The 12,497-nt window shown below is 64.3% G+C and carries 12 protein-coding genes and 1 tRNA gene; 9 read left to right on the top strand and 4 right to left on the bottom strand.

Annotated features, from left to right (window positions below; genetic code table 11):
* Positions 1-196: 196 nt before the first annotated feature.
* Together C483_RS06465 and C483_RS06460 are read left to right on the top strand one after the other, a co-directional pair.
* Positions 197-2,929, top strand: a complete 2,733-nt coding sequence (locus C483_RS06465) for a heavy metal translocating P-type ATPase (RefSeq protein ID WP_049912473.1) — start codon at positions 197-199, stop codon at positions 2,927-2,929.
* Positions 2,930-3,103: 174 nt separating this feature from the next.
* Complete coding sequence (locus tag C483_RS06460) at positions 3,104-4,327, top strand: MFS transporter (protein ID WP_006652554.1); 1,224 nt, start codon at positions 3,104-3,106, stop codon at positions 4,325-4,327.
* Between the two features lie 60 nt (positions 4,328-4,387).
* On the opposite strand, the gene C483_RS06455 is transcribed toward C483_RS06460, so the two are convergent.
* The 3 genes from C483_RS06455 to C483_RS06445 form a co-directional block, all read right to left on the bottom strand.
* Positions 4,388-4,969: a cupin domain-containing protein gene (locus tag C483_RS06455; protein ID WP_006652553.1), complete on the bottom strand. Its 582-nt coding sequence runs from the start codon at positions 4,967-4,969 to the stop codon at positions 4,388-4,390.
* A gap of 33 nt (positions 4,970-5,002) precedes the next feature.
* Entirely contained in the window at positions 5,003-5,752 is a 750-nt protein-coding gene (locus C483_RS06450) for an alanyl-tRNA editing protein (protein WP_006652552.1), read from the bottom strand.
* Positions 5,753-5,881: 129 nt separating this feature from the next.
* The gene (locus C483_RS06445) at positions 5,882-6,277 is read right to left on the bottom strand and encodes a DCC1-like thiol-disulfide oxidoreductase family protein (protein ID WP_006652551.1); all 396 of its coding nucleotides are present in this window, start codon (positions 6,275-6,277) and stop codon (positions 5,882-5,884) included.
* 158 nt (positions 6,278-6,435) lie between these two features.
* On the opposite strand from C483_RS06445, the gene C483_RS06440 reads away from it, so the two are divergent.
* The 7 genes from C483_RS06440 to C483_RS06410 all read left to right on the top strand — a co-directional run bounded on the left by C483_RS06440 (position 6,436) and on the right by C483_RS06410 (position 11,522).
* Positions 6,436-7,683 (top strand): hypothetical protein, encoded by a 1,248-nt coding sequence (locus C483_RS06440; protein WP_006652550.1) that lies wholly within the window; start codon positions 6,436-6,438, stop codon positions 7,681-7,683.
* A 136-nt stretch (positions 7,684-7,819) separates the two neighbouring features.
* Positions 7,820-8,380, top strand: a complete 561-nt coding sequence (locus tag C483_RS06435; protein WP_169331417.1) for a metal-dependent hydrolase — start codon at positions 7,820-7,822, stop codon at positions 8,378-8,380.
* Between the two features lie 121 nt (positions 8,381-8,501).
* Positions 8,502-8,972, top strand: a complete 471-nt coding sequence (locus tag C483_RS06430) for a hypothetical protein (RefSeq protein WP_006652548.1) — start codon at positions 8,502-8,504, stop codon at positions 8,970-8,972.
* Positions 8,973-9,119: 147 nt separating this feature from the next.
* Entirely contained in the window at positions 9,120-9,536 is a 417-nt protein-coding gene (locus tag C483_RS06425) for a hypothetical protein (protein ID WP_006652547.1), read from the top strand.
* 228 nt (positions 9,537-9,764) lie between these two features.
* Positions 9,765-10,664: a phosphogluconate dehydrogenase (NAD(+)-dependent, decarboxylating) gene (gnd, locus tag C483_RS06420; protein ID WP_006652546.1), complete on the top strand. Its 900-nt coding sequence runs from the start codon at positions 9,765-9,767 to the stop codon at positions 10,662-10,664.
* A 326-nt stretch (positions 10,665-10,990) separates the two neighbouring features.
* The gene (locus C483_RS06415) at positions 10,991-11,317 is read left to right on the top strand and encodes a HalOD1 output domain-containing protein (RefSeq protein ID WP_275039990.1); all 327 of its coding nucleotides are present in this window, start codon (positions 10,991-10,993) and stop codon (positions 11,315-11,317) included.
* Positions 11,318-11,449: 132 nt separating this feature from the next.
* Positions 11,450-11,522 (top strand) — tRNA-Arg (locus C483_RS06410).
* 339 nt (positions 11,523-11,861) lie between these two features.
* Here the strand turns inward: C483_RS06410 and C483_RS06405 are convergent.
* Positions 11,862-12,344: a deoxyuridine 5'-triphosphate nucleotidohydrolase gene (locus tag C483_RS06405; protein WP_006652544.1), complete on the bottom strand. Its 483-nt coding sequence runs from the start codon at positions 12,342-12,344 to the stop codon at positions 11,862-11,864.
* Between the last annotated feature and the right edge of the window lie 153 nt (positions 12,345-12,497).

The raw sequence follows: 12,497 nt of genomic DNA, 5'->3' as shown, positions 1-12,497 counted from the left end.
TCTGGGGGAGCGGCTGGCGCGTCGGTGTCGGTACGGAGGTAAACCGGAGCGGCGAACGGCGACCCAGTATCGGATCTCTACCCGGTACCAAGACCTCTACCCAGTATCGGACCGACTACCTGGCATGGGACCCATGGACCTATCACGCGTCGAGCGCGTGCGTACCGTTATTTGACTCGGCGGACCACACTCGCCTGTGACTCCTGACCGGCGATCGCGATCGGGGGGCGGGCACTGCTCGCTGTGCGGAGCCACGCTTTCGGACGGTCAGGAGCCCGTTTTCCAGTCCGAAAGCGACGGCAACGCCGGTCGTCCCTCCCAGAACGAGGAGTCGTTTTGCTCTCGCGGCTGCCGAGATGTCGCGGCCGCACTCGGGTCGCCGGTCGATGCTGCGGAGTCGGGGAGAGAGTCAGAGCCAGAGTCTGAGACGAAGCCAAACACAGACAGGTCTCCACAAACGCAGACGTCCACACCCGACGCCTACACTCGCAGCTTCTTCCGCATCGATGGCATGCACGCCGCCCTCTGTGAATCCTATCTCGAGTCCGTCGCCGAATCCACGCCCGGTGTCCACGAGGCCACCGCGAGCTACGTCACCGAAACCGTCCGCGTCGATCACGACTCCGACCTGATTTCTGCGGCCGAACTCGAGTCGGTCCTGACGCGAACCGGCTACACGGCCTACCGTCGCGAGGAGGCGCTGGGGAGGACCCAGGAACCGACAACGCCGGGGTCACAGTCCGAACCAGACGCAGAGGCCGCCACCAGCGCCCCCGCCGAATCGACCGGCGGCACGCAGCGTTCGCGCGAGATGACGGGCATCCGAAAGCGCCGCACGGACGACATGCTCGAGATTCGGTATATCGTCGGCATCGTCTTCGGTTCGTTCCTGCTCGTGCCCTACGTCGCACTGCTGTATCCGACGTACCTCGCCGGCGTCGTCGACTGGGGCATCCTCTCGCTCTACGAGGAGGCATTCCAGCGGTTCGACGGGACACTAATCCTGCCGCTGTTTTTCACGGTCACCGGTGCCGTGCTCTACCTCGCCGGGATGCCGCTGCTTCGCGGAGCCTACATCAGTCTCCGACGCCGCCGAGCGAGTACGCACCTGCTCGCCGCGCTCACCGTCGGCGCCGCGTTCTGTTACGGGACTATCGCCATCTTCGCCGGTCGGAACGACATCTACTACGACCTCACGGTGCTCGTGGCCGCGCTGGTCATGGCCGCGTTCTTCGCCGAGGCGATGGCCAAGCGCCAGGCGATGGACCGGCTCACAGATCTCACGATTTCGCAGGTCTCGACGGCGAGGCTGTACGACCCAAGCCAGGGTGACCAGGGCCACGAGACGCAAACTCCAACAGCCGATGACGACGCGACAGACACTCGTTCCGTCTCCGTCGAGGACCTCTCGCCCGACGACCGCGTCCTCGTCCGGGCAGGCGAGCGCATTCCCGTCGACGGCACGCTCACGACCGGCACCTGTCGGGTCGACGAGGCGGTTGTCACCGGGGAATCCCTTCCCGTCACGAAGACGGCGGGCGAGGAGATCGTCGGCGGCTCCGTCGTGTTAGACAACGCCGCCGTCGTCGCCGTCGGCGAACACCCGACGAGCAGCATCGACAGACTCACGCAGGTCGTCTGGAACCTCCAGAGTGCGACCCACGGTCTCCAGCGCCGCGCGGATGACCTCGCCGCGCTCGCCCTCCCGCTCGTCCTCGTCGTCGCCGGAGCGGTCGCCGTCGCAACACTCCTGCACGGCGGCGGCTACACGACGGCCACACTGGCGACACTCCTTGCGATCATCGTCGCCAGCCCGTGGGCGCTCGGCTTCGCCACCCCCTGCTCCGTCGCCGCGAGCATCCGCGAGGCCATGGCCCACGGCATCATCGTCTTCGACGAAACCGTCTTCGAACGCCTCCGCAGCATCGACGTCGTCGTCTTCGACAAGACCGGCACCCTCACTACCGGCGAGATGCGCGTCCTCGAAGCCGACGCACCGGCCGACCTGTTGCAGGCAGCGGGGGTACTCGAGTACCGTGGCGCACACCCGGTGGCGAAGGCGATTGCAGATGCCTTTGCGGGGTCGGGATCGGTCCGGTCCGATGGCGGTACCGCGTCACCGAGCGGTGACGACGCCGACGGTGGGGCGATCACGGGTTCTGAAACGGTTACCGCTGATTCCGCTGTCGAGCGCATCGACGAGTTCGCCGCACACGAGCGCGGCGTCTCGGGACTCGTCGACGGCAACCGTGTGCTCGTCGGCCACCCGGAGCTGTTCGCAGCCCGCGGGTGGGACTGTCCAGACTCACTCGAGAAGCGCGCGGCGGCGGCACGGTCAGCGGGCCAGTTGCCGGTGCTCGTCGGCCGGAACGGTCGTGCGGAGGGGATCATCGTCGTCGGCGACGAAGCACGGGCGGAATGGAAAGAGACGATCACGGCGCTTGCGGCGACTGATATCGAGGTCGTCGTTCTCACCGGCGACGAGGGGAACGCCGCGTCGTCGTTCGCGGCTCACGCAGACGTGAGCCACGTCTTCGCAGGTGTCCCGCCGGATGGCAAGACCGCCGCGATTCGCCGGCTCTGTGAGGAAAACCGCGTCGCAATGGTCGGCGACGGGACGAACGACGCGCCGGCGCTCGCCGCGTGCGATCTCGGCATCTCGCTTGGCAGCGGAACGGCGCTGGCTGCCGACGCGGCTGACCTCGCCATCGTCGATGACGACCTCGCGGGCGTCGAACGCGCGTTCGAACTCGCACGGGCTGCCCGTCGTCGAGTGTACCAGAACCTGGTACTCGCGTTCGGCTACAACGCGCTCGTGATTCCGCTCGCAGTTATGGGTGTGTTGAACCCGCTGTTCACGACGATCGGTGTCGTGGGGACTGCGGGACTCATCGCGGCGAACTCGTGGCGGTCGCTGCTCTCGTTCTAGCGCCAAGCAGGAACTCCCCGTACAGTAGCGACGCCACTGGCCAGCGAGCCGGCGGATTCCACCGCGAGGGCAAATTACTCGGACCATCGGATCGCATCCCGCTCACGTCCGAGGAACAGCGTCGATGTTGTCGCTACTACACTGTGCGTGTCGCCACCTGCGCGGCCGGTCGCGATGACGGCGAGCACCACCGTCGACACGCGCCGCGCCTACCGGCTCGTCCTCCTCGCCACCGGGAGCTATACCTGTCTGATGTTCGTCTGGTTCTCCCTCCCGGCGTACCTCCCGACGATCATCGGCGAACTGGACCTCACGAGCACGCAGGCCGGCCTCCTCGCCGGTGCCGTCCCACTGACCTACATCCCGCTTGCACTGTTTTCGGGGCTCGCCGTCGACCGCATCGGCCCTGGCCGCAGCCTCGCAGCCGGCGTCCTCTGCTACGGCGTCGCGCAGATCGGCCGCAGCGTCGCCACCGGCTTCCCCTCGCTGCTCGCCTGGACGCTCCTGCTCGGCGTTGGCGCGACTGCGATCACCTTCGGCCTCCCGAAACTCGTCGGCGTCCTCTTCCCGCCCGGTAAAACCGGTCGCCCCTCTTCGATCTACCTCGTCGGTGCCTCTGCCGGCTCCGCGTTCGTCTTCGCCGTCGGCCGCCCCATCCTCGGGCCCGCCCTCGGCGGCTGGCGCGCCCTGTTCCTCTGGAGTGGCATCGTGTCGGTCCTCTACGGCCTCCTCTGGCTCCTCGTCGCGCTCCGGACGCGGCTCGACGGCCGCACGAACGACGCCCAGCACGGCACCGACGACTCGTTCTCACTCGAGTCCGTCCGCACTGATCTCCGGCTCGTTCTCACCCACCGCCAGCTCCAGCTCGTCGTCGTGCTCGGCGCGATGTACCTCCTGCTCAACCACGGCATGCAGGGCTGGCTCCCGACGCTGCTGGAATCCCGCGGACTCTCGGCCGGCCGTGCGGGCCAGGCGACAAGCCTGTTCGTCGTCGCCTACGTCGGCGGCGTCCTCGCGGTTCCCGAACTGGCAGACCGATTCGACGCGCGGCGACAGGCGCTGATGACGTGTGGGACGGCCGCTTTCGCCGGCGTCGGGCTCCTCATCGCGGGTACCACTGGCGCGCTGGCGGTTCTCGGCATCGTCGTCGCTGGTATCGGCACCGGCGGCGTCTCGCCGCTGGTTCGCGCGATCCCACCCGAACTCGAGGGCATCGGTGCCAGACTGACCGGAACTGCGGTCGGCTTCATCTTCGCGGTCGGCGAGATTGGCGGCTTCTTCGGGCCGGTCCTGATCGGCGCGCTCCGAGATGCGACCGGTTCGTTCGTTCCCGGATTCGGGCTGCTCGCGGCGGGCGGACTGGTCGTCGTGTTCGCGGGGTGGGCATTGCGGCCGTAGATCGTTACTATTCGAGTTGTTAGGGCTATCGAGCGGGTGAGTAGGCCAGTGCAACACAGCTCACTCCGCAATCTCGACTCCCGTACCGCACTCCGGACAGATCAGTTCGGCCTCGCCCTCGCGTCCAATTCGCAGGTGGTCGTGGTCGCAGTCCGGACACGAGACATCCCTGTCGTCGAGCACCGGAATCCGCGTGATTCGAACGTCGTCGCTGTCCCGCGGTGCCCCAAGCGCGAGCGCGACAACTCGCTCGTCGCCGTCGTTTCGCCCGGACTGGAACTCCCCCGGTGCGAAGCGAATGGCCTCCCGTTCGGCGACAGTGAGTTCCACTCCGTCCGTCTCGTCCCGCTCGTCCTGCTCATCGTACTCGTCGTGCTCGTCCAACCCGTTCTGCTCGTCCTGCTCGTCGTGCTCTCCATCCACTCGCACAACCTCGAACGTCACCTCCCCCTCGAGTACGACGAACACTTCCTCCTGATCCATATGCGCGTGGACCGATCCGCTGAATCGCTCGCCGGACTCGAGTACGTAGTGCGTGATGGCGAGATGGTCGGTGCCGAGTGGGGCCGCGAGGTCGCGCCGATCGGTGTGGAGGTCGTCGTACGGTGTTGACTCGATGTTGTCAATCGAGATGTGTTCCATGCGCGCTGTTCGTGACCGACTGCCAAGAAATTGTTACTGTCTCGGATCGGCACCGAGTTGGAACCGAACTCGTTCCTCGTCAGGACCGCGGGTTTCGCGTCCGGTCACTTCGAGACGGCCGATCTCGGCCGTGTTCTCGACGTGCGTACCAGCACAGGCAGTGCGGTCGATGAGGGCGTCGTCGGTCCCGATCTGGACGATTCGAACCTCGGTGATCGACTCCGGGAGAAGGTGGAGTCGCGTTCGGTCTGGGTCGAGGCGCGCTTCGGCATCCTCGCGGTCGAGGGTTTCCCACGTGACTGGGAGTTCGTCGTCGACGAGGTCGTTCAGCCGCTGTTCGAGTCGCTCGAGGTCGGCGTCGTCGAATCGCTCGTACGCGCAATCGAGGCGAGCGCGGTCGGCATAGAGCTGGTTGCCCGTCGTTTGAGCGTCGAACTCCTCGAGTAGCACCGCCGAGAGCAGGTGCTGGGCGGTGTGGTAGCGGTTGTGTGCACGGCGGCGGTCGGCATCGAGTTCGCCGACGACTGTCGTTCCTGGGGCGGGCGGTTCCGCGCCGTTCTCGAGTTCGAGGTGGTGGTAGATGGTATCCTTTTTTTGAACGTCGGTGACGGACCACGATTCGTCACCGTCCTTGAGTTTGAGGCTGCCGGTATCGGCTGGCTGGCCGCCGCCTTCGGGGTAGAACGCCGTTTGGTCAAGTACTACGCGGTCGCCGGCGGTACGGTCGACAGTCGCCACGAACTGTGTCTGTTCGGAGTCCTCGAGATAGAGTGCGTCTGTCATGGGTGAGTGCAGACACCACGGCGTCGAATATCCTTCGCTGGGCGGTGGAGTACAGCCGACACACCGGCGCGTGATCTGTCACCCGCTCGTCGTCGCTGCTGACGCTGTGCTCATCACTCACCGTGCCCGTCACTCGTCACCCTGTCCATCTGCCCGTGCCGGCGGCGTCTTCGAGAGGTAGTTCCCGAGTAGATCCCGGTTGTTCGCAACCCACTCGTAGCCGTGGTCTCGCACCTGCTGGTACTCCTCGAAGTGGTGAACGAACCGAACGAGGTCCTGAACCGGGCCACCGATATCGGCGCGCAAAAACGCTTGTTCGATCGATTCGCCACAGGAGTGAACGCCGTCTTCGGTAACTAGGTGCGAACAGTCCTCGTACTGCTCCGGCAACGCCGCTCGCAGTTCGGGCGTCTGATCGAGCTCGCTGAACCCGACGAGTCGGATCGATGACTGCGATGTGAGATAGTCCGCCCACCAGGTGCAAAACCCGCAATCGTCGTCGTAGACGAGTGTCGGTGTCTCCATATGTGATACTCGTCCGCCAGTTACTAACCAGTACTGTGTCGGTTTGCTGTCGGTGGCGGTACTCGTCCGTCTCGTCGTCGTCTCGGCGTGGCTAGTTATTGCCACCACCCCTCGGCCGCCGCCAGAACATTATTGCCTCCCGTCACCAATGCTGCGCCATGAGCAGTGCGGCCCGGCCGCTCTCGGAACCGCAGGTCCTCGCCCACACCAAGCGGCGACTCTTCCCCGCTTCTGACCGGTCCTACGTCGTCGCCGACACGCAGTTCTCCCAGGAGGAATGGCTCCCCGGTCACCCCATCGATCCCGCCGTCCGCGACTGTCTGGCCCCGTTCAACCACGTCGAAATCGGCGGTGGGTTCCCCGACCTCGTCGGCGTGCAGGTACTCGAGTCCGACCTGCTCGCGGTCGACCGCCTCGGTGAGGAGCCGCCGCTGGTCGCCGTCGAGGCCAAGGGCCACACGAGCACGGGCACGAGCAACGGCGTCGACACCGAGCGCGCCATCATGCAGGCCTACGACCGGCTCCACGAAGCGAACGCGGCGTACATTGCCGCGCCGGCGACGGCGATTACGAGCACCGATCGGACGCTCGCCCGGGAGCTGAACGTCGGCGTTCTCGGCGTGACGGTGGGCGGCGACGTGGATGTACTCGAGCGGCCCCGACTGGTGGGCAACCGAACGACGACAGAGGCCTCGGCGCTGCGCTTCCAGGCGAGTGCGCAGGGTGTCGCGGACAGGTCGTTCGGGCTGAACCATCCGAAGAATTATCTCGGCTATCCGTTGGCACACTACGCGGACGGCGATACGGCGACGCTCCTCACCGAATACGATGTCGTCGGGGCCGTCGACGACGCCAAGCGCGGAGCGGCGTTTCTCGGTCTGATCGAAGACCGCGAACGCGTCGCACTCACGTCGCTCGGCCAGGAAGTCGTCCGCTTCGCGAAGGCCCACTGCGGGTCGGTCGAGGCGGCGCTCGCGGAGTTCCAGGAGTGGTACCGCTCGCGAAAGCGATTCGTCGACCTCGCGCCAGCGTGGGGTTGGCTGGCGCGTCGGGTCGTCTTTCAGTACCCCGCGACGGAACTGCTCGTCGGCGAGTTACAGACGATGCACGACGACTGGAATACCGACCCGTCACTCGTCGAGTTGGTCACGCACTGCCACGAGTTGTACCCGACGTTCACCATCGAGTTGTTCGTCCGCGGCGACGAGGCCGTGCGGCGGCGGGTGTTGACCGAGGATGGGACCCTCCGGCGCGAGGCACTCACGGATGGCGAGGTCTACCACGCGCCGACGGTGTTCCAGCTCAAGGCAATGCTGTACCACACGGGGATTCTGACGAGTCGAGGCGCAGAACCACACCGACTCGAGCCGACCGAGGACGTGTGGGCGCTTTGTAACCCTGTTTGACGGCGACACTCCGGCATACTCTGCTTTCCCTCCAACTTTGCGTTCACACGAGCGACTCTCGGAGGCTGAACTGCCGGCGAACGAGTGCTTTTGCATCTCTGCACCGAACGTCGAGTATGGCCGGTGATCCCCTCCGATGATGGCGACGACCCACGTCTTCGCCGGTCTCGCACTCGTTGCCCCGGTTGCGTATCTCGCCCCGGAGCTGTCTGGACCGCTCGCAGTCGGCGCAATCGCGGGCGGGATCGCGCCGGATCTCGACTTGCCGTTTAGTCACCGGCGGACGTTTCACTTCCCGGTTGCCGGCGTCGCTCCTGCTCTGGGTGCGGTTGCCCTCGCAGCGCTCTCTCCCAGTGCTGTAACCGCCAGTCTCGCCGCATTCGTCGCCGCAGCCTGGCTCCACGCCGCCAGCGACGCACTCGGCGGTGGCCCCGAGATGGACCCCTGGCAAAACCGTACGGAGCGAGCCGTCTACGACCACGTCCGCGGGCGCTGGATTCGTCCCCGGCGGTGGATCCGTTACGACGGCGCACCTGAAGACGCGGTGCTCGCCACCACCCTCGCCGTTCCAGCACTGCTCGTCTTCGACGGCTGGGTGTCCGCGGCGATTCTCGGCGGTCTCGCCGTCTCACTCGTCTACGCGCTCCTTCGCCGCCGGCTGATTCACTGGACTGCTGAGTGGGAGTGGCTCGAGTAGCTCGCAATCTCCGGCGACACAACAGCGTCTTTTTAGACGGTAAGCGACCGAAGCGTGCCACACATTCACACTATCGTTCCCGAGTCGGAACGCTGATACCATCAGTCTCCAAGACTGTGACATGGTCGAGACGTTCGTTACACAGACGCTGCATCTCGTCTTCGCCGCGATCTGGGCGGGAAGCGTCTTCTACGTGGCGTTCGTCGTGTTGCCCCTCGCCCGCGACGGCGCGTTCAACTCGACGGCACCGCTCGAAGTCATCTCGAGTAAGCTGACGACGATTTCGCGCGTGAGCGCACTCGTTCTGTTGCTCACAGGCAGTCACCTGGCGGCCACCCGATACACGTCTGAGCGCCTGTTCGGGTCGATCGATGGCCAACTCGTGCTCACGATGGTCGGCCTCTGGTTGTTGCTCGCTGCACTCGTCGAGATCGGCTCGAAGCGACTCGAAAGCGGCCTCAACGGGAAGAAACTCCGCGAACCCGCGGCGAACGCGCTTGGTCTGTATCGGCTCGCTGCCGTCGTCGCCATCGCACTACTCGTCGTCGCCGGCGCGATCACGACGAACCTCGCGATGTCGCTGCCGCTGTAGGCTATCTCTTCCGATTCCGACTCGTTCGCTTCCCGGATCCTGCAAGCCGTCTTTTTTGTATCGTATAGCTGCGAGCAACCAACATTCTTGCGAAAGATACTTAGTCAGTTACTGTAAGGTACTCTCATGATGTTCAGGGGGAAAGGTATGGCACTCTCTGTTCTCGCGGTCGGAACAGCCGCCGTTGCCGGGTACGTACTCAGTTCGAGCCGCTCTGCGGACTCCGCCGCCCGATCCAAGGCGAACCTCGGCGCGCGTATCGTCCACCCCTCGTCGGTCCCTGCCGGTGCGACCGTCGTCGATATCTCTTCTCGTCGACTCGACGACATCCCCGGTGCCCGACGAGCACTCGCGCGCGCAGTCCGCCACGACGCCCACGAGGAGTGGGAACACGTCACCTTAGAGCGCGACGGCGCCTGGTCGATCGTCGACGCCGTCCGCGAATCACTCCCCTACTACGAGGGGACCGGCGGCGAGTACAACGGTGTTTACGTCCAGTACGACAACCGCATCGTCGTCCTCGATGCAATTGGCTGGGCTCACCTCGAAGAACCACTGCAGTAGATCTTCGTCGCGCGGTCACGCGATAGCACGGGTACTCGAGTACACTTGGTAGCGTGATGTTACAGGTAACGGCACAGACACTGACACTGACAGTTCCCACCCCAGACCTCAGGACTCGCTTTTCGCTGCCCACTTGCTGGAGTCGACGACAGCGTCCCAGCATCACAACGTAGGTGGTCGGGCTGGAAAATCACAACCACTACCTCGCTCCGCCGCGGACCGACCGCTATGCAACTGGGCGTTATCGGACTCGGACGTATGGGACAGATCGTCGTCGACCGTGTCCTCGATGCAGGCCACGATGTCGTCGCCTTCGACCTCAACCCCGAAGCGGTCGCAACGGCTGCCGATGCCGGCGCTGAACCGGCGGACTCGGTCGCGGACCTCGCGGACCGACTCGGCAGCGGGAAACGCATCTGGCTGATGGTTCCTGCCGGCGAGGCAGTCGACGCGACGCTTGACGAACTCGATTCCCATCTCACGGACGACGACGTGGTGGTGGACGGCGGTAACTCTTACTTCGAGGATTCCGTTCGCCGTGCGGAGGCCTGCTCCGCGGCGTACCTCGACTGTGGCACGTCCGGTGGTCCCGCCGGCGCAGAACTCGGCTTCTCGCTCATGGTCGGTGGACCGGCCTGGGCCTACGATGAACTCACGCCGGTCTTTGATGCTGTCGCGACCGGTCCTGATGGCCACGAACGAATGGGTCCCGCAGGCTCCGGCCACTACGTGAAGATGATTCACAACGGTGTCGAGTACGCGCTGATGCAGACCTACGGCGAAGGGTTCGAATTACTCCACGAGGGCCGGTACGACCTCGACCTCGAGAACGTTGCCTCGGTCTGGAACAACGGCGCGGTGATCCGTTCGTGGCTCCTCGAACTGTGTGAAGAGGCGTTCCGCGAGGAGGGCAGCGACCTCGGGGATGTTGCCGACCGCATTGAGGGCGGCTCCACCGGTACCTGGACAGTACAGGAAGCACTCGAGCAGGAGGTGCCGTTGCCGCTGATCTATACGGCTCTCTCCGAACGGTTTGGGTCGCGGGCCGATGACGGTCGGTTCTCTCGACGCCTTGCGAATCGGCTGCGCTACGGTTTCGGTCGCCACGAGGTTCAGCGCCGCGACTGAGCAGGTTCGTTGTTTCTTCGACGTTTCGTCCATCTCCTCATCTGGGCGGCAGCCCTCGTCTGCTAACCACCGTTCAAAAATTGGCCATCGGCGGGTTGTTCCGACCGTAATTCCCGACACTGGACTACTCCCCTGCTCAAACTGCCTGTGGTCGCAGCATAGAACACCGGAAAGATTATGCCACCGTCGCCGCTATCTACCCACAACCGGAGTCTCAGGAGATACACGGCTACTCGTGGTCTCTCACCTGACACTCATTCTCTCGTGACTACTGTGGCTGCAATATTGGGTCATTTTCTTTACCACTGGTACCCACAGCATTAGTTATGAACTCGCACAGCGCGCAGTCAGTCTCCGTCGCCGTCGCAGATCAACGCCCAAGTATGGCCGTCGTCGACCTCATCGCCCGCGTTGACGGTGTGGATCCGATCGAACTCGAGCCACTCTACAACGTCATCGATCCCGACGTACTCGATTCGCTCTGTGAGTCGAGTCCTGGACTCGACCGACTCGAGTTCATCTACCACGGCCGTCGAGTGACGGTCGAAGCGACGGACGACACGGCAACTGAGACTGTGGAGATCTCCCTCGGTGAGGACAGTGCTGTCACCGACGGTGCGGGTGGCATAGTCAACACTGAGCCGACGATTTAATTGGGGTGTGCGTCTGGTGTCTGTCAGACTCGTGAGCGAGCGCTGTATCGATCACTCGTAACCTGTGGCCTGGGACCCGTGATTGTCCGGAACGGGAATTGTTTTGCTGACGGTCGCCCTACGAACAGGAAAGGGCGCGTAGCTCAGTGGACAGAGTTCTTGGTTCCGGACCAAGATGTCGCGGGTTCAAATCCCGTCGCGCCCGTTCGGTTCGCTTCGCTCACCTCACGAACGCGACGTAGATCGCGAACGCGGTGCGTTCGCTCACTCCCGTCGCGCCCGCTATTCTGTGTGAGCGACAGCGAACACGAATAGCGAACCGCGCGGGATTTGAATCAGGGAGGAGCTTTGCTCCGACCGTGGTTCACAATCCCGTTGGGCCCGTGGTTCGCTTCGCTCACCTCACGGACGCGCCGTCAATCGCGAGCGCGTTGCGTTCGCTTGCTCCCATCGCGCCTGCCCAATAGCAGAGTCGTTGTTTCAACGTTGAGGAACTCGTTTACCAGCGTCGTTCGTCCATGCATCGGACAGACAGCGAATCTCCTTACTCTATGTTTTCTCCCTGATAGCTACCGTCGTAGACGTCTTCGTGGTTCGCCTCTGCGAACACCAGCTGTGCGATGCGGGCGTCGCGTTCGATCTCGACATCGTGGTGAACCTGCAAGAGTCCCTCACCACGACCCTCGTAGCCGGCGTCCCAAACTGCTGTGTTGAGCATACAGGAGTTACGCATCAGGGACGAACGCGGGTAGACGAAACCGATGTGCCCCTCCGGAATCGCGATGCGCTCGTTGTACCGCGCGACGTACGCACCCTTCGGAAGGTAGTAGGTGTCCGGATCGCGCTGCTCGAGTTCCTCGAGTGGCCGGGCGACGCGGTCACCGATCTGCTTGCCGTCGCGACCGATGCGACCGGGCTCGAGTTGCTCGAAGACGAGATCGAGGGTGAGGTCGACCCCGTTTGGCTGGATCTGGCTGTCTTCGGTGGGTGTGACGTGGTCTGCGACGAAGGCTCCGGAGCGAAACATGATCGTATGCCGGAGAGATGCTGGTATCGAGAAAAGCGTATCCTTTCAGGTCGACTCGAGTCCTGTTCACACGGCTTCCGCTCGCACCCTGGACACTGGTATTGGTGGTCACATCGGCTGGTCGTTGACTGTTAAACTGCGGCCGGCGGGTGA

Origin of the sequence: Natrialba hulunbeirensis JCM 10989, assembly GCF_000337575.1 — an archaeon.
GTDB lineage: Archaea > Halobacteriota > Halobacteria > Halobacteriales > Natrialbaceae > Natrialba > Natrialba hulunbeirensis.
This window is presented reverse-complemented; position numbering and strand designations above follow the sequence as displayed.

What these genes read in the sequence shown, in the direction of transcription:
- C483_RS06460 (WP_006652554.1), top strand. Translation starts at nt 3,104, where the DNA reads ATGACGGCGAGCACCACCGTCGACACGCGCCGCGCCTACCGGCTCGTC.
- C483_RS06440 (WP_006652550.1), top strand. Translation starts at nt 6,436, where the DNA reads ATGAGCAGTGCGGCCCGGCCGCTCTCGGAACCGCAGGTCCTCGCCCAC.
- C483_RS06415 (WP_275039990.1), top strand. Translation starts at nt 10,991, where the DNA reads ATGAACTCGCACAGCGCGCAGTCAGTCTCCGTCGCCGTCGCAGATCAA.
- C483_RS06450 (WP_006652552.1), bottom strand. Translation starts at nt 5,752, where the DNA reads ATGACAGACGCACTCTATCTCGAGGACTCCGAACAGACACAGTTCGTG.
- C483_RS06405 (WP_006652544.1), bottom strand. Translation starts at nt 12,344, where the DNA reads ATGTTTCGCTCCGGAGCCTTCGTCGCAGACCACGTCACACCCACCGAA.
- C483_RS06455 (WP_006652553.1), bottom strand. Translation starts at nt 4,969, where the DNA reads ATGGAACACATCTCGATTGACAACATCGAGTCAACACCGTACGACGAC.
- C483_RS06425 (WP_006652547.1), top strand. Translation starts at nt 9,120, where the DNA reads ATGGCACTCTCTGTTCTCGCGGTCGGAACAGCCGCCGTTGCCGGGTAC.
- gnd (WP_006652546.1), top strand. Translation starts at nt 9,765, where the DNA reads ATGCAACTGGGCGTTATCGGACTCGGACGTATGGGACAGATCGTCGTC.
- C483_RS06445 (WP_006652551.1), bottom strand. Translation starts at nt 6,277, where the DNA reads ATGGAGACACCGACACTCGTCTACGACGACGATTGCGGGTTTTGCACC.
- C483_RS06435 (WP_169331417.1), top strand. Translation starts at nt 7,820, where the DNA reads ATGATGGCGACGACCCACGTCTTCGCCGGTCTCGCACTCGTTGCCCCG.
- C483_RS06430 (WP_006652548.1), top strand. Translation starts at nt 8,502, where the DNA reads ATGGTCGAGACGTTCGTTACACAGACGCTGCATCTCGTCTTCGCCGCG.